This is a genomic window from Rhodococcus sp. IC4_135 (assembly GCF_011602025.1).
Taxonomy (GTDB): domain Bacteria; phylum Actinomycetota; class Actinomycetes; order Mycobacteriales; family Mycobacteriaceae; genus Rhodococcus_F; species Rhodococcus_F baikonurensis.
Genome location: NZ_JAAOLG010000003.1, coordinates 18,763 through 42,748 on the forward strand (window position 1 = coordinate 18,763; position 23,986 = coordinate 42,748).

Consider the following 23,986-nt stretch of genomic DNA (forward strand, 5'->3'; position numbering starts at 1 on the left):
TTCACAGCCAGGTCAGTGGGTGGACGCTACGCCCGGTTTCCGTGTCCGTCGCGGCAAGATACACATCGACGCGCTCAGCGGTCAGAGCCTTGCTGATGTGGTAACCCTGGACAAGGTCACACCCGACCCACTGAACGCGGCGGAACTGCTCGATGGTCTCGACGCCCTCGGCCAACGACTTCATACCCAGGGCCGCAGCCAATTCGACAATGGACTTCACGACGGACATCTTCGGATCATCCGAGTCGGTGACCAGCATGCGATCGATCTTGAGGACGTCGATCGGAAGTCTCTGGAGCGTGGCGAAAGACGAATAGCCGGTGCCGAAATCGTCGAGTGCGACGGTGACACCGAGTTCACGCAACTTGTAGAGATCGCGGATCGCGCGATCGTCCACAACCCCCGTCTCGGTGATTTCGAGTTGCAGCAGATGCGGAGGCAGGCCCGATTCAGTCAGAGCCTTCGTCACCATTGCACCGAACTCGCGCGACACCAATTGCACGGGTGAAACGTTGACCGAGACACCGATTCCGCTCGGCCATCTCGCGGCGGCAGCGGTCGCCATCGCCATTGCCTGCGCACCGAGGGGGATGATCATTCCGGTTTCCTCTGCCACCGAGATGAACTGACTCGGCCCGATGAGACCGCGACTCGGATGGTTCCACCGAAGAAGCGCTTCGAAGGCAACCACTTCACCGGTCTGAGTGTCGACCTGGGGTTGATAGTGGAGGTCGAACTGCCCTTCCTCGATGCCTCTGTCGAGTTCGTGCAGCGCCGTCGCACGCGCCGATGCCCGCGCTCGCAGCAGCGGCGAGAACTTGCCGACGCGATTGCGCCCCGTCGACTTCGCTTCGTAGAGAGCCAGATCCGCCAGCATCACCAATCCGTCGGCGTCGGTGGAATCCTCCGGCGCACTGGAGTAACCGATCGTGGCCCGCACTTCGATCCGATTACCTTCGACGAAGAACGGCTCATGCAGCACTTCAAGGTACCGATCGAAAATAGCGCCGGGATCGTCGCGCGACGACGTGCAGACGATCAGCCCGAATTCGTCGCCGCCCATCCGCGAGCACATGTCCGAACCCACGACCTCGCGCAGGCGTTTCGTGACTTCGAGAAGTAGTTGGTCCCCGATCGGATGTCCAAGGGTGTCGTTCACCGATTTGAAGTTGTCGAGGTCGAGAATCCCGACGAGGACCTGCTTCTCCGGCGCCCGAGAATTGATCGCTTCCTCGAGCGCCACACCGAACGCTCGACGGTTCGGTAATCCGGTCAACGAGTCGGTCGCGGCAAGCCGAAGGATCTCCTGTTCGTGGACATACCTCTCCGTGATGTCGGAACCGACACCGCGCCAACCCAGAATCACGCCGGATTCGAGGACCCGGGGATTACCGGAAAGGGACCACCAGCGCCGCTTACCGTCGACGTGCACCGGAACGACGGTGTCCCGGAAAGGGGCACTCGATTCGAGTTTGTCGATCATCTGGGCCGCGGCAGTACGACCCTCCGGACTCGATGCGATCTGGAGTCTGGTGAGGAGTTGCCCGAAGGTGAGTTGTTGCAACTCGTCCACCGTCATACCGGCGACCTCGGCGAGACGTGCCGAGGTGTGTGAGAACCGGCCGTTGGTGTCGCACTCCCACAGCCAGTCGCGCGAACCGCCCTCGAAACCGTCGAGCAACAATGCCACAGTCTGACGCTCGGATTCCGCTTGAAACTCTGCGAGACAACGTCTCTGGAACGAAGCCGACAGATAGACCGCCCCTACAGTGAGCGCAAACATATAGATGCACAGCTGAATTGCGAGTATTCGAAAGTGTGGTTCGGAGTGGACCACGAGAACCGTGAACACGCCGAGTCCGTGAATGTAGATCCAGGTCAAGCTCACCGATCTCAGGCTCGAGAACGTCACTGTTCCGGCCCCCATGATCCCGGCCATCGTCGCAATCAGAACCAAGTCGCGGAAGACGTCCATGTCGTGAAAGAGCAGAGCGAACAATGTGACGTCGAGGCTCGCGACCACGATCACTTCGAGAACCAGACCCACGTAGTCGTAGCGCGGTGTGTGCTTCGACGGTCGCCAGCGCAGCGGTATCCACACTCGAATCGAATTCGCGAGGACAAGAAAGATCAGGGCACCACCCAGCCACCTGAGGGTTTGACGTCCCGGTGGGACGGTGTAAGCCAAAATCACGACCAAACTCGCCATGTATGCGAGGTTGGCGAATGGTGCAACGGCCGCAGCTTCGTCGATCTGACGACGAAACAGGCTGTTACAGTCGGCCTCCGAAGCAGGATCCTGGCGACTCAATCGACTCAGACGACTCAAACGGTTCATCGGCGAGGCATCCCGGCATCTGCGCAGGCTCCATCAGCGGGCGTCGAATCCGCTCGCCTGGCCATCCGAACCTCCCCTGGCTCCCCACCGAACCCTTATCCGGTGAAACGTCAGTGTTTCAGACTCGCTGCTTGTTTCCTTCACAACGGTAGCCATCTGACGAATCGATTGTGCGCAGATCACTATATCCAGAGGTCGATCTCTCAATCCTCCAGGTCGATCTGCGATTGCTGATTCTTAGCTCGTCGCACGTTTGTCGCCGATGGCTACCCGGGGGATGCGAGCGGTCGGGAACAACGCGGCGATTGCGAGCAGCGCTGCCACGGCAAAGGCGACACGGAGAGCGTCCAGCCTGGCATCTTCGTTCACATTCACGATCGCATCCGCCGTGGATTCGTCGACGCCGGCATCACTGAGAGCAGATCGAAGTTGCGTCGTCGACAGGAACGGCACACCCGAAGCCATGTCGGTGCTCGCTTGCTGCTGCACCGATACCGGAACTGCCGGATTGTTCTCGATTCCGGCAATCGCAGACGTCGTGAGGGTGGCGATGAGAACCGATCCGATGAGCGCGGTCCCCAAGGATGCGCCCAGGTTAGTGGCGGTGTTCTGCAACCCGCCGACCTCTGTGCTGCGATCGTCCGGAACCGCCGACACCGTGACCGCGCCGAGCTGTGAGGACAGACATCCCAAGCCGAATCCCATGAACAGCATGGGAATCATCACGACCGCCGCGTTGGCGCCGGGATCCATGCCCGCCACGAGCATCAAGATGCCGAAGATCATGACCAACAAACCGACTCGAACAACCCGCCGCGGGTTCGCTGTAGGCAGCAGCTTCGGAATACCGATCGCAGCCAACACGAGCGCCGCCGACAGCGGCAGGATGCGCACTCCTGTCTCGAGGGCGCTGAGCTCGAGAACGACGGACAAGAACAACGGGACCGCGAAGAACACGCCCGCCTGCACCAGAAACTGCGCGAAGAACATGGAAAGTCCGCCACTGAGCTCGCGGTTCCGCAGCATGGCCGGATCGAGCAACGGCTCCTTCCCCGCAGCGGCCAGGCGCCCCTCCCAGCGCAGGAACCCGTAGACGACCAGGAGACCGACGATCAGAAGCCACACCACCGGGGACAATCCGACCAACTGCGGTCCATCGGGTTTGGCCTGCACCCATCCCCACTCGCTCGAACGCAATACACCGAAAACGATCATGCCCAGTCCCACCACGGACAGGATCGATCCGACGTAATCGAGACGCGACTTCGACGGTGGGACGTCGACCACCTTGCTGAGCACCAGCAGGATGAGGACAACGATCACGACTTCGCCGACGAACACGTAACGCCAGGATGCGAATGTCGTCGCGGCGCCGCCGATCAGCGGTCCGACTGCCACGGCCATCGCGCCGGCTGCAGCAACGAGACCGTACGCGGCCGGCCGCTTCTGCGCCGGAAAGTTGGTGGCGACGAGCGCGACGATCGCCGGCATGATGAGCGCCGCGCCGACGCCTTCGAGGAACGACCATCCGATCAGCAGTACCGCGAGATTGGGAGCGAGCGCCGTTGTCAGAGAACCCGCGCCGTAGATGACCAAACCCAGTGCGAAGGCTCGGCGACGGCCCATCATCGAACCGACTTTGCTTCCCGTGATCATCAGCGTCGCCATGACGAGGGTGTACAGCGTGATCGCGGTTTGAATGCCGGTGATGCTCGTGCCGACGTCCTCGGCGACGGTTGCCATCGAAACGTTCATGACCGAGCTGTCCAGGGTCATCAGGAATTGGCTGGATGCCAACACCGTGAGAACCAGTCCCGAACCCGCCTGCGTAGTCGAACCAGCAACTTGTCCGTCACCCATCGTGCGGGTGTACCCGGTGCTCCGCTCTCCGAAGCAGACCGGTCAGTGCTGTTCGAGCGTGAGTTGATCCGCCCAGGCCGACACGTCGCCGCGTTCGAGAGCCACGGCCAGCAGTTCCGGAAATTTGTCCGGCGTGCACGCAAACGCGGGAATCCCGAGAGCACTCAGCGCCGCCGCATTGTCGTGATCGAACGACGGCGCCCCGTCGTCCGAGAGCGCCAGCAGAACAACGACTTGTACACCGGAGATCTTCATGGCGGCCATGCGGCGCAGCATCTCGTTGCGGATACCACCCTCGTAGAGGTCGGAGATGAGCACGAACATCGACTCGGTAGGCCGCGAGATCAGCGACTGGCTGTATGCGATCGCACGGTTGATGTCGGTGCCCCCACCAAGTTGGGTTCCGAACAGGACGTCGACGGGGTCGGACAGTTTGTCTGTCAGATCGACGACGGCGGTGTCGAAAACGACGAGCGAAGTCTTCAGTGCCTGCATCGACGCCAACACCGCGCCGAACACGGATGCGTAAACGACGCTCGACGCCATCGAACCCGATTGATCGATCGCCAGGACCACGTCGCGCTGCACGGATTTCGACTTACGGCCGTATCCGACGAGCCGCTCGGGGACGACCGTTCGATACTCCGGCAGGTAGTGCGACAGATTTGCTCGGATGGTTCGATCCCAGTCGATGTCACGCAACTTCGGATTCGACGTTCTGGCGGCGCGATTGAGTGCTCCGGTCACCGCGGCCTTCGTTTTCTGAGCGATCCGCTCTTCGACCTCACGAACCACCTTGCCGACGACCATTCGAGCAGTTGCCTTGCTGGCCTCCGGCATGACCTGGTTCAGGCTCAGAAGCGTCCCGACCAGATGCACATCGGGCTCGACGGCATCGAGCAGTTCCGGCTCGAGAAGCAACTGCGCCAAGCCCAGTCGGTCGATAGCGTCCTTCTGCATCACCTGCACCACCGTGCTGGGAAAGTACGTGCGGATATCACCGAGCCACCTGGCGACGGACGGCGCCGACGCCCCCAAACCGGCTGAGCGCCGACGCCCCTTGGTCGGGCCGGACGAGTCGTATAACGCTGCAAGAGCTGCATCCATTCGACTGTCGCCCGGTTGACCCAGCCCACCCGTCGACTCTTCGGCGGATTCGCCGAGCATCAATCTCCAGCGTCGCAGGCGCTGATCGTCGTCACTCATGCGCGCACTCCCAGTATCTGCGCAACGACCACCATTGCCGCGCTGCCACGTCGAGCATCGGTCTCCACCGTCGTTTCGACGCGTCGGCCACCCCTGACTGCCTGACCGATCGCCCGACGTTCCCCGGATTCGAAAGCTCCGAACGTGCGCCGAAGCAACGGAAGCGTGTCGATGAAATCCTGCTCGCGAAGGTGACGGACCCAGGTGTCGATCAGTGTGAGCAACGCTCGGTCGTGAACGAGCACAAGCCCTCCTCCGCCGAGAAATCCGTCGACCCACCCGGCCTTCGCGGTCGGCACGCTGCCCACGGACAGGGCCCGAGACAATCGCTGGGCTGCAGCGGTTTCCGTGATCGAACCGCTGTCGCGCAGAAGCCGCACCATCCGCCCGACGAGTAAACCGTTGACGTCGTCGCGGTCGATCACGCCGGCCATCGCCTGCAACCACCGTGCGCTCGCGTCGCGGTCGTCACGGACCATGACTGCCGCGTGCACCTTGTCGAGGTGATCGCGAAACTCCTCGGCACTGGGATCGTCCAGACCGGTGACAGCGACTGCGAGGCCGGTGCAAATGCGGATCAACAAGCTGTCGGCGACGTCGATCAAGGCCGACACGTCGGTACCGCGCACGTCGCCGTACCGCAGCGTTCGGGTCAGCGTGGGCAGCGCCGCCATCAAGTGCGACACGTTATGATCCAGTGCCGCAACCGTTTTCACACTTTCCAGCACAGCGGACAAGGCTGCCGGAAGGTTTGCCAGGAGCGAGTTCTCCAGTAGTCCGATCAGTGACGCCAGAGTGATGTCCGGCTCGTGAATCTTCGACACGACCCGCGAGGCCGCCGCTTCGGCCACCGTCGTACCCCACAGCGACGCCTCGATCACCGAGACCGAGAATTCGGGCTTCCACTGCAAAGCCCATGTCTCTCGGAAAGTTCCGGTGGAACGGACCTCACTGTCGGCCGGCGTCCCCCAGTCGATCCCGAGGATCCCCAGTCGGTGCAGGAACTGGGAACGCTCGACGTCGATATCGCGTCGCAGGTCCAGATCGAGGTTTTTGGCTCCCGCTTGTTGTTTGAGCCGCAGGGTCTTCGAGCGTGCACGCAGGTCCGCTTCGAGTGGAACCGTCGGCGTCTCCTCGGGCACCGAACCCAGGGCTTCGCCCACGACGAGTCTTCGCGTGATCAGATCCAGAAGAACGTCGTTTCCATCGCACATCACCGACCTCGTAGCCTCGGTAACTTCCGACAATCCGGCCAGCGGGCGAGAACGCAATGCCGCCAACGTATCTGCCAATCGGACAGCTTCGATGACGTGAGCACTCGAGATCGGAAGGTCCTCGTCGCGCAGCACCCGGGCAACTTTGGTGAGCCACCGAGTGATCGTCTTGTCGTTCGCGGTGAACAGGTGGTGATACCAGCCCGGAGAGGTGATTCCGGCGCCGTAACCCGATGCCGACGAAAGGCGCGAATGCGTCCAGGGAACCCAGGTCAGTGAGGTCTTGACCTTGGACATTCCTTTGAGGATGCGAGCATCGGGAGCCGCTGGCCCCAAGGCTCCGACCAACGCCGGCGCGTGCCACGCCCCGCAGACGACGGCAACCCGCTCAGCGCCTCCTTTCAACGTCTTTCGCAGCACCTGACGCATGTACGCTTCGCGATGCGCTGTCTCCTCGTCGATCGGCACTGTTTCGCGCAGCGCCTCCATCGCCTCGGTGATCGCATCGAAAGAATCTGCGCCCGAGCTCGATTCGATCACCGAATCCCACCAGCGTTCGGTGTCGTCGAACCCCGCGGCCGACGCCAGTTCAGCCAGAGGATCACCCTCGCGTGTAGTACGAATCCCTTGATCCGCCAACACGTTGAACGCGGGCAGGTCGCAGAACCGTGCCTGCACACCGTTGCTCGCAGCCCACTTCAGCGCTTGCCATTCGGGCGAGAACACCGCAAACGGCCAGAATGCCGCCTTCGACGGTTCGCCAGTGGCATACGCCAGCAGCGCAATCGGCGGTTCCATCGACTCCGATGCCGCCAGCATCACCAACGGGTCTGCATCCGAAGGCCCTTCGATCAGGACGACGTCAGGCGAGAACTCTTCCAGGCCTAGCCGAACCGAACGAGCAGATCCCGGGCCGTGGTGACGGATTCCGAAGACCCGGACACGCAGGTCCGGAATGGCGATGGTCACCCGGTGACCTCGCGGCAAGCCCGATAGAAGTCGGACCACTCTCCGCGTTCACGCACTACTGCCTCGAGGTACTCGTTCCACACAACCTTGTCTGCGACCGGATCCTTGATCACCGAACCCAGGATTCCGGCAGCGACATCGGATGCCCGCAGTACGCCGTCCCCGAAATGCGCGGACAGCGCCAAACCGTTGGTGACCACCGAGATCGCCTCCGCCGTCGACAGAGTTCCGGACGGGGACTTCAACTTGGTGCGGCCGTCCGTGGTCGTGCCTGATCGAAGTTCCCGGAACACGGTGACGACCCGACGTATTTCCTCGGCTGCTGCGGGGGTTGTCGGCAATTCCAATGCTGCGCCCAGCTGTTCGACTCGGCGCGCCACGATAGCCACCTCGTCCTCCTCGCTTGCCGGCAGCGGGAGGACAACGGTATTGAACCGTCGACGCAATGCGGACGACAGATCGTTGACACCACGATCCCGATCGTTGGCGGTAGCGATCAGATTGAAGCCTTTGGCTGCCTGCACCTCGATGCCCAGTTCCGGCACCGGCAACGTCTTCTCGGAGAGAATGGTGATGAGCGCGTCCTGCACGTCGGCCGGAATACGCGTCAACTCTTCGACGCGAGCGATCTTCCCGGTTTCCATCGCCGTCATCACGGGAGAAGGCACCAGTGCACCGGCGGTCGGCCCCTCCGAGAGCAGGCGTGCGTAGTTCCAGCCGTAGCGGATAGCTTCCTCGGGCGTACCCGACGTGCCTTGGACCAGGAGCGTCGACGCACCCGAGATTGCAGCCGAAAGGTGTTCGGAGACCCAGGTCTTGGCTGTACCCGGCACGCCCAACAGCAGAAGCGCGCGGTCGGTGGCAAGAGTTGCGACGGCTACTTCCATCAACCGCCGTGGACCGACGTACTTCGGCGAAATGACCGTCCCGTCGTCGAGAGTGCCACCGAGCAGATACGTCACCACAGCCCAGGGCGACAAGTTCCACGACGGCGGGCGCGGGCGCGAATCTTGCGCGGCCAGCGCTTCGAGTTCGAGCGCGTACTCCTGCTCTGCGTGGGGACGCATCAGCTTTGCCGGTTCCGTGATGGGCACGGTGACGCTGTCAGTCATGTGAGCTCCTCGAGCAGGGTCTTACGGTGGGTGATGGCACTGGCAGTTCTGGCGAAGGTTTGCCGCCAGTCCGGGTCACGGGCGCGCTCGGCTGCCCGATCCAGCAAAGTTACTGCGCTGTAGGGGAATCGAGTCTCGGCAAGGCGCAAGGAGGCTACGTACTTGTAGCGCGGGAATTCGCCTGCCTTGGCGCCACCATCGGCACGTCTGGCCGCAGCTCGTTCCCATTGAGCCACGACTGCCCGGGTGATGTCCTCGGGCCATGGACCTCGCAGGGCGTCGTAGATCGCTGCCCGGCCCGGGTGCAGAACATTGGCATCACCGTTTCCGGCCCTCAGCAGATCTGCCAGCGCCTTGGCGGGCACCAACGGGAGCAGTCGCCTATCGGTGACCACGCCGCGCGCGTGGAAGAGTTCCAGTGCCCATTCCGCATTGTTCTGTGCCGCTGCAGCGTTGGACCAAGCGTCGTGAAGTATCGGCTCCCAACCTTCGTCGACGCTCATCCCCAACGTCTTCTTGGCTCCACCGATCATGTTGTTCCACAAGGACAACGGAGTTGCACTGATCACCTGGCGGACATACTCGGCCCGATAGTCGGTGTGCGGATTCGGCCGGTCTTCGATACCGTCGCGCCTCGCCGGTCCATCGAGTTCTTCAGGCGGCAGGACGACCATCGTGGATCGAAGCAGTTTCCGTTCCACCCGCACCCATTCCTGGACCCGGGCGGCCATTCGCTCCCCGAACTCCGATTCGGGAAGTCGTCCGAGCACGTCCGCTGCTGCGCGCCGCACGTCCTTGCGACGGTCGTCGAGGGCTTCCTCCAACAATGCTTGATCGTCCGTGCTCAATCCGATGGCCAGCGCCGAGACGAACGCGGCCTTCTGTTCGCCACGCTCGGTTCCCCAGGACTTTCGGAGTTCGGCCAGCGCCAACGTGGGATCTGTTCGGCGAGTGTCCATCAGCCACTGCGTGCGCTGGGCCGAACTTCCGTGGCGCCAGACATCCGGGTTTGCATCCCGGGTTCGGACGAGCTTGCTCCACTCAGGGTTTTGCGCGGCAAGCCAGCGACCACGCTCGCCGACCAGCTGGAGAATACTCTCGCGGTGAGTCTCACTCGCCCGAGCGAAGGAAAGCAGCTCGGCAACAAGATGATCGGGGGCACGGTAGTTGCGCGACAACGCAACGGCAAACCATTCGTCGAGCAAGGTCGCCTTGGCCGCGAGCATCGACAGCAGATGTGCGGATGACGATTCCGGCAGGGTGAACCGCACATCGTCTGGGGCAAGTGTCGGCACCGTAGCCGTGATGGCGCCCGCACCGCCACGGCGGTACGCCTTCTCCAACGCTGCTGCTGCGAGCAGCAACTCGGCAGGATCGCCGTCGAGTTCGCGAGTGCTGGAACGCACCGTGGTCGGAAGTTCCTCGAACGTTATTGCTGTTCTGGCGGTCCCGAGAAGTGCCGCAGAAATCAATGCGCTCACAGCACGATCACCTGCCCTCCCGTGAAAACCGAGATCGGGGCAAGAGCCTGCGCATTCCACGTTCCGCAGACTGCGACCGGGTAACCGCCGGAAATGCCGAGCAACTTCCATAAAAGGTCCGAATCACCCTCTGCCCGAATCGCTGCGCCCGATTCGTCGACGAGAAACCAGGCACCGTCGACGAACGACGGGACCACCGAACTGATCACTGCCGGCCACGACCGCAACCATGGATCTGCTGCGAGGGCATCGGTGAATTCTTGCAGCGCAGCATCGATGCTTCCGGACGGCAGGGTTGTGAACGGTTGAGGTTCACTATGCGTTGCCCCCAGCCGCGCCCGCAACGCCGCCGCACCGGGGTAGAAATGAAGATCGGCGTCGACCAAAAAACCTACTGGCGGCGCTTCGGTGGAAAAGTTGGGTGCCCCATGGGAGAAGTCGAGCAGCATGGCCCAACGTCTCGACGTCCGACCGCGCATCCACACCGTTCGGGTGAACAGCCGCTTCTCCTCAGTGATCCCGGAACCGAGCACCATCCAGTTCTCTTGCACCGGAGTCGATTCCATCACACTGTCGGTGGAAACGGGATAGCCGACGTGCGCTTTCACCGAATGGACAAGATCTTCCGGCAGTTCGGACAGCTTCTGATGCGCAGTGACCAGCAGGTGCAACCGAGCCAACTCGTCGAGGACTTTCTCGGGCCAGTTCTCGGTAGACGCAACGGTTCCCGCCAATGCTCGAAGCGTGCCGGCGATACCGGGCGCCTGGGCATCCACCATGCGAGCGGCTATCGCATCGAAGCCCGCCCAGGACGTGTCCATCGCGGCAAGACCACTGCGGATCTGATCGGTGATCCACAGATCCAATTCGGCGAGTCCGCTCGCCACTCGGTCGGCGCGCTTCTGCGCTGTCGCCGGGTCGGGAGCCTTCTTGGGCACCTCGTCGCCGCCTTCGCCGGTGCCCTCGGCCTTCTCCTCGCGGCGCAGTAACCATTCGGCAGCGAAGTCGGCCGGCTCGGCCGCCGACGGAACACGCCCCTCCGACCATTCCACCAACAGCCCCAGAGCGTGTTTGCACGGAAACTTTCGACTCGGGCACGAGCACTTGTAAGCAGGGCCCCGCAGGTCAACTACTGCTTGATACGGCTTCGAGCCGCTGCCCTGACACAGCCCCCAAAGCGCGAGACCCTTGTAGCCGGCGTGGCTCCACGAACCAGCCAACTTGCGCGCAGCGGCCAGCGATGCGGCGTCGGGTGCTACCGATGCCACTTGCCCAGCTGTCCACGGCGAAGTCACTCGACCACAGTATGACAACCCGCTGACATCGCAGAGTCAGGCCGATTCATTCTTGAATTAACCCTTTACTCGAACGCATGTTCGAGTACTCTTTGTGTAGGGGATCGGGGGATTCAATGAGTGTCTTGTTGTCGGATGTGGTGTCGGGTTCTGCGGTGGGGTTGCGCGGACGCCTGTGGCAGCTGACCACGGCGGAGTTACGTGAGGCTGCGGTGTCGGCGAGTGTGGAGATTCTGCGTCTCGAGGCTGTGCGGGTGGCGGTGGTCGACGAGCTGTCGTTGCGCCCGGATGATCAGGTGATCGCCAGCCGCGGGGTGGGTTCCTGGTTGGCGTCGAACACGATGTTGCAGGTTCGGGACGGGAAGAAGATCGCCGCGTTGGGTGCGGCGCTGCGGCCGTTTCCCGCGGTGGCGGCTCGGTTCGATTGCGGGGATTGTTCGTTCGATCATGCCGTGTTGATCGTGGCGTTTTGTGAATCACCGCCGAAGGGGATGCCGGAGGAAGCGCTACCGAAGTGCATCGACTTGTTGTTGGCTGCCGCTTCCGGTGTGGAAGCAACGACCACCAAGGTGCGGAACGTCATCGCGACGTTGGAGCGAATCTTCGAATCCGATGAAATTCCGCCCGCCGAAGATGTGGATCGCAACGAGTTGCGGATCGCGTCGACGCTGAATGGTCGGGTGGTGGTGCGTGGGGATTTCGATGCCCTCACCGGCGAAATGCTGTTGTCGGCGTTGTCGAATCTGACGATGCCCACCCCGGCACCCGATGGGACGCCGGATTCTCGGTCGGCGGCGAAGCGGACCGCGGACGGGTTCACCGAACTGATCCGCCGGTATCTGGACTGCGCCAAGACCGGCATGGATGGCGGGCAGCGGCCGCACGTGAACGTGCACATCAATGCCCGGGATCTCGCCGAGCACCCGGATTGCGCCGCGGCACCCTCCGATGGCGGGGAATCTGTGTCGGATCTCGATGTGGGGCACATGCCCTGGCTGGGACCGCTGTCGGTGTCGCAGACCAGGCTTCTCGGGTGTGATTGTTTCCTGTCCACTGTTCTGTTGGACGATCACGGCGCACCGTTGGATGCGAAACCCGGGAAACGGTTGGTCACCGCCGAACAACGCGTCGCGCTGATCGCGAGGGATAAAGGCTGCGCGTTCCCCGGCTGCACGTGTGTGCCCGCGTGGACCGATACGCACCATATTCGGCATTGGGCCAACGGCGGCCCGACTGTGATGAACAACCTGGTCTTGCTGTGCCGTTCACATCACCGGTTGATGCACCGCAAACCCGGGTTCGTCGGCAAATGGGAGATCCGGATCGGGGTCGACAACAAACCCTGGTTCATCCCACCGCCCTCGATCGACCCGCAGCGGCACCCGCGGCCGGCGAACACCACCTTCACAACCTGAGGACGAACCTCAGGCACAACAGAACACGGCCAGGCTCCGCATCGGACATCAAAACCCGATATGGAGCCCAGAGGCCGTGGAGCGTCCACAACTCACGACGTTCGCGCGGGGCGCAAGACCGATCTGCCCAACAACTCACAAACCTGCAGGGCCAGAGCAAGATCCAACTTGTCTCGGCCCGCAGCGACCGGATCGCCCAGCGCCTTGTTGATGCGATACTTCACCGTATTCCGGTGCAGATTCATATGATTGGCAGTGTGCAGATGGCTTTCTCCGTGGGCGAAGTACACACTCAACGTCGTCCTCAAGGACGCAGCAGAAGGCGTATCGTCCGCCAACGGGCCTAGCACCTCCCAGACCCATGACTTCGTAGAATCGATGTTCTCGGACAGAAGCGAAACCACGGCGACGCCGCGGTCCCCGAAACTCACCACGGGTCGCTGTGGCGTATCCGGGACGGCAGCAACTGAATAGGCGGCAGTGGCTTGTTCGTGAGATCGTTTGAAACCGTCGACCCCCGACCCCGGCAGTCCGATGGCCACCCGTGCTCCGCCGTCCAACGGCACTGCGGCCGCGAGAACGTCCGCATCCGGCGCTGGAATCCGGCGACCGAAGGGCAGCCACGCCCACACCGTGCGTCGATCGATGGCGGTGATGATCGGCGGCTTGTCCGCTCCCGCCGCTGCGCCGAGATCACGTACGAGTCGATCCAGCGTGTTGATGCCCATGACGTCCGCATCCCACGTCGACCAGACCACCAGGGCGACGTGGTTTTGACCAAGGCGGTATCCGGTCTCCGCTTCGAAAGCAGCGTTATCTGCGTTGGTACCGGACAGAAGGGCATGGATCGCGGCCGAATGGAGGTTTCCCTGCGCTGCCATCCATCGACTGCGCTCCCGCTCGTACGCGTCGAAGACGTAGAGCGTGATCCAGTCGATGTAGCTGTAGACCACGTCCGAAGTGTGTTTCAGGACAGCCAAAGTCAGTCGCGCCGGAATATCCAGTGTGCTGATCTCGTCGTGACAGATCCGCATCAGATCGCCTTGGCCCATGTGATAGGCCCGAACGAGAGAGTTGGACGGAACGTCTCGCTGCGCCAGACGCAAAGCGTATTCTACTGCGGCAGTGGTCGGTTGGAGATGATCGATCGGAATGTCGTTGGCCAATACGTGGATGATCGTCGTGATGTTTCCCTGCACGCTGGCCTCGAGCATTTCGAGCAATTTGGCGTCTGCATCCAATTGGTCGATTTCGTGAGCCATCATGAAGGCCATCTCACGCGCGATATCGGCGCTGCGCTCGTCGAGTCGTCGCGCCAACTCGGCAACAACGGCAAGCACTTCCGGCTCTGCAGCTGCAGGCACTCTGGCGAGACGCCGCATTGCTCCGGCGCCTCGCTCCTTGTGCGATGGACTACTCACAGAACCTCTGCACCCTTCCGCCGCAGGTACTTCAGTGCCGATTCTGCCGCGTTGTACCCGCACATTCCATGTGCTCCGGCACCCGGCGGGGTCGAGGCCGAGCACAGGTAAGTGCCCTCGATCCCAGTGCTGTACGGATCGACTGCGACGCGCGGACGCAAGACAACCTGCAGTTCGGTGTTCGCACCTCCGATGATGTCGCCTCCTACCTGATTCGGATTGTCTTGTGCCAGATCAGCTGTACCACTGCTCGACGTCGCGACGATCTGATCCCGGAATCCTGGCGCAAACCTCTCGATCTGACGAATGACCGCCTCCGTCGCGTCGCCGCTGTAGCCGTGAGGCACGTGCGCATAGGCGTACAACGGATGGACGTTCCCGGCCGAGCGGGTGGGATCAGCCAGGTATTGCTGACCGAGGAGCACGAACGGCCGGTCCGGCATACGGCCTGAATTCGTCTCACGCTCAGCTGCCACGATTTCGTCGAAACCACCTGCCAGATGGACAGTTCCGGCCCGAGCGCAATCCTGATTGGTCCACGGTACATGACCTTCGATCGCAAAATCGACCTTGAATGCTCCGGGAGCCTGCTTGAACTTTCGATAGGCCTTCGCCACTCGGCCCGGGAGTCGATCGCCCAGGATTTCGAGCGCACCCCCCGGATTGACATCCAGCAGAACAACATCGGCGTCAGGAATCTCGGACGCCGTACGTATCCGAACGCCGGTGTCGATCTTGCCGCCGTGATCGAGGAGCATCGCGGCCATGGCGTCGGTGATCGAACGCGAACCTCCCTCGGCAACCGGCCAACCGTAGCGGTGACCAGCCGCGGTGATCATCAATCCCACCGCCGATGTAGCCGGACGGTTGAGCGGATAGAAGGCGTGCGCGGCAACCCCGCCGAAGAGAGCCTTTCCTTTGTCGGTCTTCCACAACTTCGCGGTCACCGTGGCCGGAAGCAGCGCTCGCGGACCGAAAGCCGCAAGCCGCAACGGATGGCGCGGAACGTTGACGATCGGACGCATCAGGTCGGACGCCAGAGCGTCGAATCCCGTCGACAAATCGCCGAACATGCGTTGCCATCGAGGTCCGTCCGCGCCGAGTCCCGCCGCCGTCTGCTCGAGCGAGCGGTACAGAACGCCGGCATCGCCGTTGTCGAGCGGATGCGCACAGTCCACCTCTGCCCAGCGCCAGATCAGCCCGTACCGCTCGAGGTCCAGTTTGGACAGGTACGGCGAGCCGATACCCATGGGGTGAAACGCCGAGCAGTGATCGTGGATCAACCCCGGCACGTCGAGCGGACCGGATCGGGTGCCTCCGCCGATCTGGTCGGCGGCCTCGAGTACCTGCACGTCCACACCGCTACGTGCAAGGTGTACCGCGGCAGCGAGCCCATTGGGCCCGCTGCCGACGACTACGGCCTTTGTCACTTACTCACCTCTTGCTCGCTACCGCTGGCCCTCGTACGCATCTTCGGTTCGGAGACGACCTGCGGATCTGTTGCCGCACGGTCGGCCCGTACGTCCAGTGTCCACTGAACGTCGAACGGAATGGGCCCGTTCGGCAACCACGGCTGTTCGGCGACTGCGTCGGCGACCTTGAAAGTACCCCGTTCGATGACACCGAGAGCCGCATCGATCACCTGGTACTCCTGTGTTCCCTTGTGGATGGGCTGCGATTCGATCCAGGTCACCAGGAACTCACCGGGTGCGAAATTGCAGCGACGCTGAATAGCGGCGATCAGTTTCGCGTCGTGCAAGTGGCCGTCACCGAAGTTGAAGGCGACGATGGAGTTGCACATGAACTCGGCTTCGCGAAGCGAATACGTGTTGATGTCGTCGCCGAGGTGTCTGATCATCAGAGAGAACAGCGCACGCCCTTGGCTGTGCATGGAACGCCAGCCCAACAGCTGATGCAGAACGACGTCGGACACGTCCTCGGGGTACATCATCATCAACTGATTGCGCGTATCCGGCGACGGACGCTTGATGTACTGGTCGATCTTGGCTTCGGCGCCCGGAGCGAATGCCCACGTCGCGGATGCCCAGTTGCCGGCGTACTGACGCATCGACGGCAGGAACGACACCAGATCTGGTCGGAGGTTTCCGAGAATCGGGAAGAAGGCAAGGGCTGCAATGATTCCCGCGGTGATCGACGGAGAGGACATAGCGCCGAGGCCGTAGCCGTCCCACGCCGGGAAGCCCAGGAACAGGAAGACCGAGGCGTAGGCGAACAGAAGATTCCATTCGAGCGGAACGGCCAACGGGAAGGTCGACGCGATGAACAGGTGGAATCCGACCATGAGGATCACGGCAAGAATGGTGAGAGTCTTGTTCGTCGAGAACAGCAGTATCAACGGGGTGACGATTTCGACCATCGTTCCGGCCACGTGTGCGACGCCGCCGCCCAGGTGCGAGGGCCGAAGATCTTCCGGGAAGTTCCGGTAATGCGCGCGCTTGATCTTCTTCGACGGGATCCACGGCGTATTGCTGAGCATCGGGGGAACCACCAGCGAGAAATGGCGACCGAACTTCGAGACACCGGCTCCGATCCACACCATGACGATCAGCAGTTTGAGCGCCAGGATCATGTCGACGAAAGGCAGGAACGTGAAGAAGAAGATTGCCGGCAGGTACTGCTCGCTACGTGCAGCGATGAAGGGCACCTTGTCACGCAACCCGAGAATCACCATGAGCACCAGGAAGGAGTACAAGACCGTCGGACGTACGAGTCCGGCACTGTCAGCGAAGGCCGAATCGAGTCCTGTGGTGTGAACGCCCGGAAGAACCGCTGCAACAAGTAGATTGGCGACTGCGGCCAGATAGATGAAAACGTCGAACACCGAGCGGGAGTCACCCGAGGTGAGCGGCACTTTGCCCGGCCACGGTGGCAGGCGAATCGTGCCGGGGCGAATCCAGTAGAGAACTCCACCGGTCATCGGCTTGAAGTGGCCGGCGAGCGGTCCCCAGGATCCTGCCAAGCCCAGCATCTCGAGCATCATCGTCCAGATGATGAGTTTCTGGTAGACGATCGGCTGGTTCCACCACGAACCGACGTCGAACCACGAGAGGCCGGAAGTCAAAGTGGCAACGGCTGTTCCAGCTGCCAGGTAGAGGAACAACAATTTCATGATGTAGACGGTGTGGACCATTTTCGGCGTACCGAAGCCGTAATCCACCCAGTGCGTGGACATGTCACGCAGACGCTCGAGAAACGGCTTGTCCATGAAGGTTGCCGGATCGACGGGAGGGAAGTTTCCTTCTTTGAATCCCATGATGTGCTCCTGAAATACGGAATGTGGGCATGACGGATCGACTCGACGGACGTCGTCGAGTTGTGCTGGTATTACGGGGAAGTGACTAGTGAGCGGGAGTTGCGCTCAACGCTCGTCTCATTCCGGGTTTGTCGATCTTGCCCACCGGGTTTCGGGGAAGCGCATCGACGACGTAGATCGCCACTGGCACCTTTACTCGGGTGAGCAAGGCCGTGACATGTTCGAGCAGTTCGTCTTCGGTGACGGGTGCATCGGGGTAGGCAACGACATAGGCAACTGGCACCTCTCCGTAGACCTGGTGCGGAGCGCCGATGACGGCGGCCTCGAGCACGGAAGGATGTGTAGCGAGCGAGTTTTCGATCTCCTTGGGGTAGATGTTCTCTCCCCCACGGATGATCATGTCCTTGATGCGGTCGACGAGGGTCAGGTAGCCGTCCTCGTCCAGGACTCCGACGTCACCGGTGTACAACCAACCGTCCCTGACCGTCTTCGCGGTCTCCTCCGGCTTGCCGAGGTAGCCACGCATCACGTTGTCGCCCTTGATGACCACCTCTCCGGCAGTACCGACGGGAGCGAAGGTTCCGTCCTCGGCAAGAATGGCAATCTGCTGGCCCGGCAACGCCGGTCCGACCGTACCGAGTTTGCGCACGCCGTCCACAGGATTGCAGGCCGACGCGCAAGTCCCCTCGGTAAGTCCGTAACCCTCCACGATCACGAACCCGAAGCGCTGCTCCGCGCGGTCGAGGAGTTCCTTGCTGATCGGCGCCGCACCGCACACGGCAAACCTCAAGGATGACGTGTCGATGGAGGAGTCTTCCGGCTGTGAGGTCAGCATCGCGTAGATTGCCGGCACTGCCGAGAAATAAGTGGGGCGAAGCCTCGCAACGTCGTCGAAGAATCTCGAAACCGAGAACTTCCCGGTGACACTGACCTGTCCGCCGACAAGCAAGGGCGTCAAGACGCTGACGCAGATCGCGTTGACGTGGAACAGCGGCAGAATCAACAGACAGTGATCCGCGCCCGTGACTCCGATGTTCTTGCCCATCGACGAAGCCATGAACTGCAGGTTGGCGTGCGTGAGCATCACTCCCTTGGGCCGTCCGGTGGAGCCGCTGGTGTAGATGAGGAGAGCCAGATCGTCTGCTGCAACATCGATTCCGGGCCGAGGGTCCGTCGGCGGCTCTGTCGCAAGATCGTCGACGACCAACACCGCACGGCCACCCGAGGGCGCGTCGGCAGTGGCGGTGATGACCAACTCCGCCCCGGAGTCCGCGATCTGGTAATCCGCTTCGTTCGCGGTGAACATCGGATTGATGGGGGTAGCGGCAGCACCGATACGCCAGGCAGCCATGATCGCGATCAGCAACTCGACGCGATTGGGCAGCATGACCGCCACCACGTCGCCGAGTCCGATTCCGAGTCCGGCCAATTGCGCAGCAACAGCTTCCGTGCGATCTGCGAACTCTTCATACGTGAGTTCGACGTGGTCGTCCCGCAGGCACGGCTTCTTCCCGTACTTCTCTGCAAGATCCCAAGCCAGATATCCGATGTCCGCCACGAGAGTCAGCACCTTTCATTCGTGTGTGACTCAAAACACTATCGGCGTCCTGTGGCCGAAGAAACGGTCCCAGGGGATCAACTTATCCAGGTTCTTTGTTCCCCGAGCACAACACGGCAGGTGCGGTGCTCATCAGCTCGAGGGCTGATGCAACACCTCGTGGGCGCGGCGGGTCACCACCTCGGAGATCCGGCGCAAGACCGGTGACGACAGTTTCCACTGCTGCCAGTACAGCGGAACGTCGTCCACGAAGTCCGGATCGAATCCGATCAGCACCCCGGATCGATCGTCGTCGCCGCGCTGCAGGTCCGGTATCAATCCCCAGCCGTATCCCCGCCTGACGGCGTCCGCGAAGTCTGCCGATGACGGAACAAGATGGCGAGGCGGATCTGCCGGGTGGCCGATCTTTTGATCGAGGTACCGATCCTGCAGCAGATCCTTGCGATTGAACACAACCAGCGGTGCCTCCGAAAGGGATTCGGCCGTAACACCATCTGCGAACCAACGACGGCAGAACTCTGCGCTCGCCATCGGCCGATACCGCATGATGCCCAACCGACTGGAGGTACACCCTTGAATCGGTGACGCGACAGACGTGACGGCAGCCATGACCGAACCGTCGCGTAGCAGTTCGGTGGTGTGGTCTTGATCGTCGAGATGAAAATCGAAACTGACTTCTTGCGTGAACTCCGCGAGGGCCCCGAGAACCCACGTGGACAGCGAATCGGCATTGACCGCGATCGAGACGCGGGCGAAGCTGTTCGAACCGTTTTCCAAACCGAGTTCTCGCACGGTGTCACGCGACAGGGCGTCTATCTGACGGGCAAGACGCAGGACTTCTCTCCCTGAATCTGTGACCTGGATGGGTTTGGTGCGCTGCACCAGGATCCGGCCAACCGAGGTCTCGAGAGCTTTGATTCGTTGACTGACCGCCGAAGGCGTGATGTGTAACTTCCGCGCCGCCGCCTCGAAGGTTCCCTCGTCGACCGCAGCGTGCAATGCCCTCAACTGCTCGAAATCCAACATAATCTGAAGCTACTCTGATGCATCCTAAGAATCATTAGCTGGACTGATTGAAATCTGAGCGGCAGGCTCGACACCATGCTCAGCACCAACGACCCTGCGTCGGCCCTCGTCGGTTTCGGGGTCGGACTGTCCTTGATCGTCGCAATCGGCGCCCAGAATGCGTTTGTTCTTCGCCAAGGCCTGACTCGATCGCATGTACTCCCGATCGTCGCAGTGTGCGCGTTGTCAGACGCAATTCTGATTCTTGCAGGCATCAGCGGAATCGGGACCCTCCTCGAGCACGCACCGTCGCTGATCACGTTCGTTCGTATCGCCGGCGCCGTTTTCCTCCTGAGCTATGCGATCTTCGCCGCCAAACGGGCGCTTCGACCCCAGACGTTGGCACCGGATCAACATGGAAACGGGTCGAGGCTTACCGCCGTCACGATGGCATTGGCCCTCACCTGGCTCAATCCACACGTGTACCTGGACACCGTGGTGCTCATGGGTTCAATTGCCAACGGTCGCGGCGAAATCGGACGTTGGTGGTTTGCGGCCGGTGCCATCACGGCAAGTGTGGTCTGGTTCGGCGCCCTCGGTTACGGCGCACGTCTACTCACGCCGCTCTTTGCGAAACCCAACGCCTGGCGGATTCTCGATGCTCTGATCGCCGTGATGATGGCAGTTCTCGGAATCAGCCTGCTTATCGAATTGTGACTCGGCCGCACAACCTCGATCCGACACTGCGGGTAGCGGGATGGGTTACCGTCCAACGTGAGGGAGGCTCAATTCACCTGTCGAGAGTTGTGACCATCAGGTAGGGCTGATCACGATGACCGAGGACGATGTCGGCACCGAACCGCGCGACTCCAACCGCGGACTGGGATTGCCGTGTCTACTCGCTGCGGTCGCCGGTGTCGGGGTCGGATTTGTCGGCGGCGCGTTCCGTTGGTGCCTGATCAGGGCCGACGAACTCCGTCGGACGATCGTCGACTGGGCGCATCACGTTCCGTACGTCGGGTGGCTCGTGCCGGTACTCCTGGTGGCCCTGTGCACCGTACTTGCCGTACTGATCGTCAGACGAGTTCCCCTCGCGAAGGGAAGCGGTATCCAGCATGTCGAGGCGGTGTCCCGTGGCGAAGCGAAACCTCCGGGTATCAATCTCGTGCCTGCCAGATTCATCGGCGGTCTCTTGGCGATCGGCTCCGGTCTGGTTCTCGGCCGTGAAGGCCCCACCGTCCACATGGGCGCGGCGATCGGTGCAGAAGCGGGACGACGGGCCCGCCTTTCCGAACCGGATGTCGCCATGTTGCAAACATCCGCGGCCGGAGCCGGACTCGCTGTCGCATTCAACGCGCCGATCGCCGGCGCACTGTTCGTCTGCGAGGAAGTGACGCACTCGTTCCGGCTGCGCACCGTGCTGCCAACGCTTTTCGGTGTTTCGGTCGCGGTGGGCTGTGCACGAATCGTCATCGGCGATCAGCCTGATTTCGAGGTCGGCACCGTGCCCACACCTCAACTCGCACTACTGCCGCTGTTCGTCGTCTTCGGAATACTGACGGGGTTGCTGGGCATCGCGTACAACCGCTTGATTCTGGGACTACTCGACGTCGTAGCGCGACTCGACAGGATCCCGCCGACCGTCATCGCCGCAACGATCGGCGCGGTCATCGGCCTGACGCTGTTCCTCGACCCGCTGGCCAGTGGAGGCGGCGACGTCCTTGCACAGATGATCGTCGGCGGAAAGACATTTGTTCTGCCGATTCTGCTGCTGTACTTGGTGGTTCGGTTCTTCACCGGCCCGCTGTCGTACGCCGCCGGGACTCCCGGCGGACTGTTCGCTCCTCTACTCGCACTCGGTGCACTCTGGGGACGATCTTCACCGGGCTGTCGAGCTTCGTGCCCGGAGTGGACGCCGGACTCACGATCACCATGGCTACCGTCGGCATGGCTGCCTTCTTCGGCGCCGTAGTACGCGCTCCGTTCACCGGAATCGTGATCGTGGTCGAGATGACAGCGGTGACGTCGACGCTGGTTCCGATGCTCGCGTCCACTGCAGCAGCGGTTTTCGTAGCCACCTTGGCAGGTTCGGCTCCTATCTACGACAGCCTTCGAGAACGAATGTTGGGAACTCGACGTCCACCTCTGCGATGATCACGATCGACATCGTCCCCGACATGTATGTACGCAGAGGAGCATTCATGACCCCAGGAACCGACGTCGGGGAGGTCCTCGCCCTGGAGCGGGAATTGCAAACTGTCGAATGCAGGCGCAGCAGTGCACGCGTACTTGCATTGCTTGCCGAGGACTTCGTCGAGATAGGCGCGTCGGGTAGCGTCTGGAATGTCGCGTCCACAGTTGAATCACTGCGGAACGAACCCATCGACGAGGGCATCGAAGTTCATAATCTGACCGGTCGAATCATCGACGACGGCTACGTCCTCACCCAGTGGGATTCAGTCCGAGGTAGGCGTCGCGCGCGGCGAACATCTTTGTGGCGTCGAACACCGATCGGATGGCAATTGGTACATCATCAAGGCACCCCGCTCCCCTGATTTCATCCAACTCGACCTGCGAACACCCCTCTACGCCAAGGGCGTTCCGACGTAGTTCTCGGCGATCAACGTTCGCCCGGCGACCGAACGCGTGACCATGTCCAGTTCGGCCAGCTGACGGCGATGCCCGAAACCGGTGTCGTCTGGCAAGCGATGGAGCATCGACGACATCCACCACGAAAAGTGCTGCGTCCGCCACACGCGTGGCAACACCGTTTCGGTATACCCGTCCAACATCTTTCGGTCGGACGAGGTGAAGAATTTGTCCATGGCGTTCGACAGCGCGTAGACGTCGGCGATCGCGAGATTCATACCCTTCGCGCCGGTCGGCGGCACGGTGTGCGCCGCATCGCCTGCAAGAAACAGGTTGCCGTGCTGCATCGGCTCGCACACGAAGCTGCGGAACTGGAGGATCGACTTCTGAAAGATCTTGCCGTCCTTGATCTCCGCCCCCTCACCGTCGACGCGCATGTGCAGCTCGTCCCAGATCCGATCATCGGACCAGTTGTCCACGGAGTCGTTCGGATCGACCTGGAGGTAGTGACGCTGCACCTGGGGTGTTCGCGTGCTGATCAGCGCAAAGCCACGCTCGTGGTTGGCGTAGATCAATTCTTCCGATGACGGCGGCGCCTCGGCCAGGATGCCGAACCATGCAAAGGGGTACTGCCGGAAATGATCCGTGCGGATCGACGGTTCGGGAATCAGCTTTCGCGTTTCGGTACGTGATCCGTCGCAACCGGCCACCAGGGCGCACTCGAGCTTCTGCTCGGTTCCGTCCGAGTCGACGAAAGTAATACTCGGGCGATCCGATTCGTGATCGTGTACTTGTGCGCCGGACACTCCGAATCGAATGTCCCCGCCGTCAGCGAGGCGTCGCGCAATCAGATCCTTGAGCACCTCGTGTTGCGGATACACCGTGACTGCGCGCCCGTCGGTCAGTTCGTCGAAGGCGATGCGGTGCCCTCGCCCACCGAATCGCAACTCGATTCCGTGATGTTCGAGGCCCTCCCGCTTCAGTCGGTCACCGAGTCCTGTCTCGACCATGAGATCAACGGTGTTCTGTTCGAGCACACCGGCACGAATGGTGCCCTCTACCTCTTCGCGAGTGCGGCATTCCAGGACTACCGAATCGATTCCCTTCAGATGCAACAGATGCGAGAGCATCAACCCGGCGGGACCACCACCGACGATTCCGACCTGGGTGCGCGAAGAAGACATACAGAGAACTCCTGAGGTGAGTGACGATTGAGACCACCCTCGACCACGACCACTCCTCTGAACAG

Annotated in this window: 16 protein-coding genes and 1 pseudogene; 4 read left to right on the top strand and 13 right to left on the bottom strand. The window is 61.8% G+C overall.

Annotated features, from left to right (window positions below; all coding sequences use genetic code 11):
* Position 1: 1 nt before the first annotated feature.
* From G8767_RS08215 to G8767_RS08245, 7 genes are all read right to left on the bottom strand, one after another.
* Positions 2-2,338, bottom strand: coding sequence for an EAL domain-containing protein (locus G8767_RS08215; RefSeq protein ID WP_240952059.1), 2,337 nt, complete (start codon positions 2,336-2,338; stop codon positions 2-4).
* 237 nt (positions 2,339-2,575) lie between these two features.
* Complete coding sequence (locus tag G8767_RS08220) at positions 2,576-4,198, bottom strand: MFS transporter (RefSeq protein ID WP_166809831.1); 1,623 nt, start codon at positions 4,196-4,198, stop codon at positions 2,576-2,578.
* A gap of 42 nt (positions 4,199-4,240) precedes the next feature.
* Positions 4,241-5,404, bottom strand: a complete 1,164-nt coding sequence (locus tag G8767_RS08225) for a VWA domain-containing protein (protein WP_166809832.1) — start codon at positions 5,402-5,404, stop codon at positions 4,241-4,243.
* Positions 5,401-7,587, bottom strand: coding sequence for a DUF5682 family protein (locus tag G8767_RS08230; RefSeq protein WP_166809833.1), 2,187 nt, complete (start codon positions 7,585-7,587; stop codon positions 5,401-5,403). The genes G8767_RS08225 and G8767_RS08230 overlap by 4 nt, the downstream gene beginning before the upstream one ends.
* On the bottom strand, positions 7,584-8,699 hold the full coding sequence (locus tag G8767_RS08235; RefSeq protein WP_095973722.1) for an AAA family ATPase: 1,116 nt from the start codon (positions 8,697-8,699) through the stop codon (positions 7,584-7,586). Before G8767_RS08235 ends, G8767_RS08230 begins: the two co-directional genes overlap by 4 nt.
* Positions 8,696-10,180, bottom strand: a complete 1,485-nt coding sequence (locus G8767_RS08240) for a DUF5691 domain-containing protein (protein WP_166809834.1) — start codon at positions 10,178-10,180, stop codon at positions 8,696-8,698. The genes G8767_RS08235 and G8767_RS08240 overlap by 4 nt, the downstream gene beginning before the upstream one ends.
* Entirely contained in the window at positions 10,177-11,475 is a 1,299-nt protein-coding gene (locus G8767_RS08245) for an SWIM zinc finger family protein (protein ID WP_166809835.1), read from the bottom strand. Before G8767_RS08245 ends, G8767_RS08240 begins: the two co-directional genes overlap by 4 nt.
* Positions 11,476-11,591: 116 nt before the next feature.
* On the opposite strand from G8767_RS08245, the gene G8767_RS08250 reads away from it, so the two are divergent.
* Positions 11,592-12,890, top strand: a complete 1,299-nt coding sequence (locus G8767_RS08250) for an HNH endonuclease signature motif containing protein (protein WP_166809836.1) — start codon at positions 11,592-11,594, stop codon at positions 12,888-12,890.
* A 92-nt stretch (positions 12,891-12,982) separates the two neighbouring features.
* Here the strand turns inward: G8767_RS08250 and G8767_RS08255 are convergent, their stop codons facing one another.
* The 5 genes from G8767_RS08255 to G8767_RS08275 all read right to left on the bottom strand — a co-directional run bounded on the left by G8767_RS08255 (position 12,983) and on the right by G8767_RS08275 (position 20,169).
* Positions 12,983-14,272 carry a helix-turn-helix domain-containing protein gene (locus tag G8767_RS08255; protein ID WP_166810074.1) on the bottom strand — a complete coding sequence of 430 codons (1,290 nt, stop codon included), beginning with the start codon at positions 14,270-14,272 and terminating at the stop codon, positions 12,983-12,985.
* Between the two features lie 35 nt (positions 14,273-14,307).
* Positions 14,308-15,741 (bottom strand): NAD(P)/FAD-dependent oxidoreductase, encoded by a 1,434-nt coding sequence (locus tag G8767_RS08260; RefSeq protein WP_166809837.1) that lies wholly within the window; start codon positions 15,739-15,741, stop codon positions 14,308-14,310.
* The gene (locus tag G8767_RS08265) at positions 15,738-17,585 is read right to left on the bottom strand and encodes a DUF3556 domain-containing protein (RefSeq protein ID WP_166809838.1); all 1,848 of its coding nucleotides are present in this window, start codon (positions 17,583-17,585) and stop codon (positions 15,738-15,740) included. Before G8767_RS08265 ends, G8767_RS08260 begins: the two co-directional genes overlap by 4 nt.
* An 85-nt stretch (positions 17,586-17,670) precedes the next feature.
* Entirely contained in the window at positions 17,671-19,143 is a 1,473-nt protein-coding gene (locus G8767_RS08270; protein ID WP_166809839.1) for an AMP-binding protein, read from the bottom strand.
* 132 nt (positions 19,144-19,275) lie between these two features.
* The gene (locus G8767_RS08275; protein WP_095972377.1) at positions 19,276-20,169 is read right to left on the bottom strand and encodes a LysR family transcriptional regulator ArgP; all 894 of its coding nucleotides are present in this window, start codon (positions 20,167-20,169) and stop codon (positions 19,276-19,278) included.
* A gap of 75 nt (positions 20,170-20,244) precedes the next feature.
* Here G8767_RS08275 and G8767_RS08280 point away from each other — a divergent pair, with 75 nt between their 5' ends.
* The 3 genes and pseudogenes from G8767_RS08280 to G8767_RS08290 all read left to right on the top strand — a co-directional run bounded on the left by G8767_RS08280 (position 20,245) and on the right by G8767_RS08290 (position 22,703).
* Positions 20,245-20,865: a LysE/ArgO family amino acid transporter gene (locus G8767_RS08280; protein ID WP_095972376.1), complete on the top strand. Its 621-nt coding sequence runs from the start codon at positions 20,245-20,247 to the stop codon at positions 20,863-20,865.
* Between the two features lie 115 nt (positions 20,866-20,980).
* Positions 20,981-22,302, top strand: a pseudogene (locus G8767_RS08285) (ClC family H(+)/Cl(-) exchange transporter).
* Positions 22,303-22,349: 47 nt separating this feature from the next.
* A complete protein-coding gene (locus G8767_RS08290; RefSeq protein WP_124568051.1) occupies positions 22,350-22,703 on the top strand; it encodes a nuclear transport factor 2 family protein in 354 nt (117 codons plus the stop codon).
* 30 nt (positions 22,704-22,733) lie between these two features.
* Here G8767_RS08290 and G8767_RS08295 read toward each other — a convergent pair whose 3' ends face one another.
* The gene (locus G8767_RS08295; protein ID WP_166809840.1) at positions 22,734-23,921 is read right to left on the bottom strand and encodes a 4-hydroxybenzoate 3-monooxygenase; all 1,188 of its coding nucleotides are present in this window, start codon (positions 23,919-23,921) and stop codon (positions 22,734-22,736) included.
* Between the last annotated feature and the right edge of the window lie 65 nt (positions 23,922-23,986).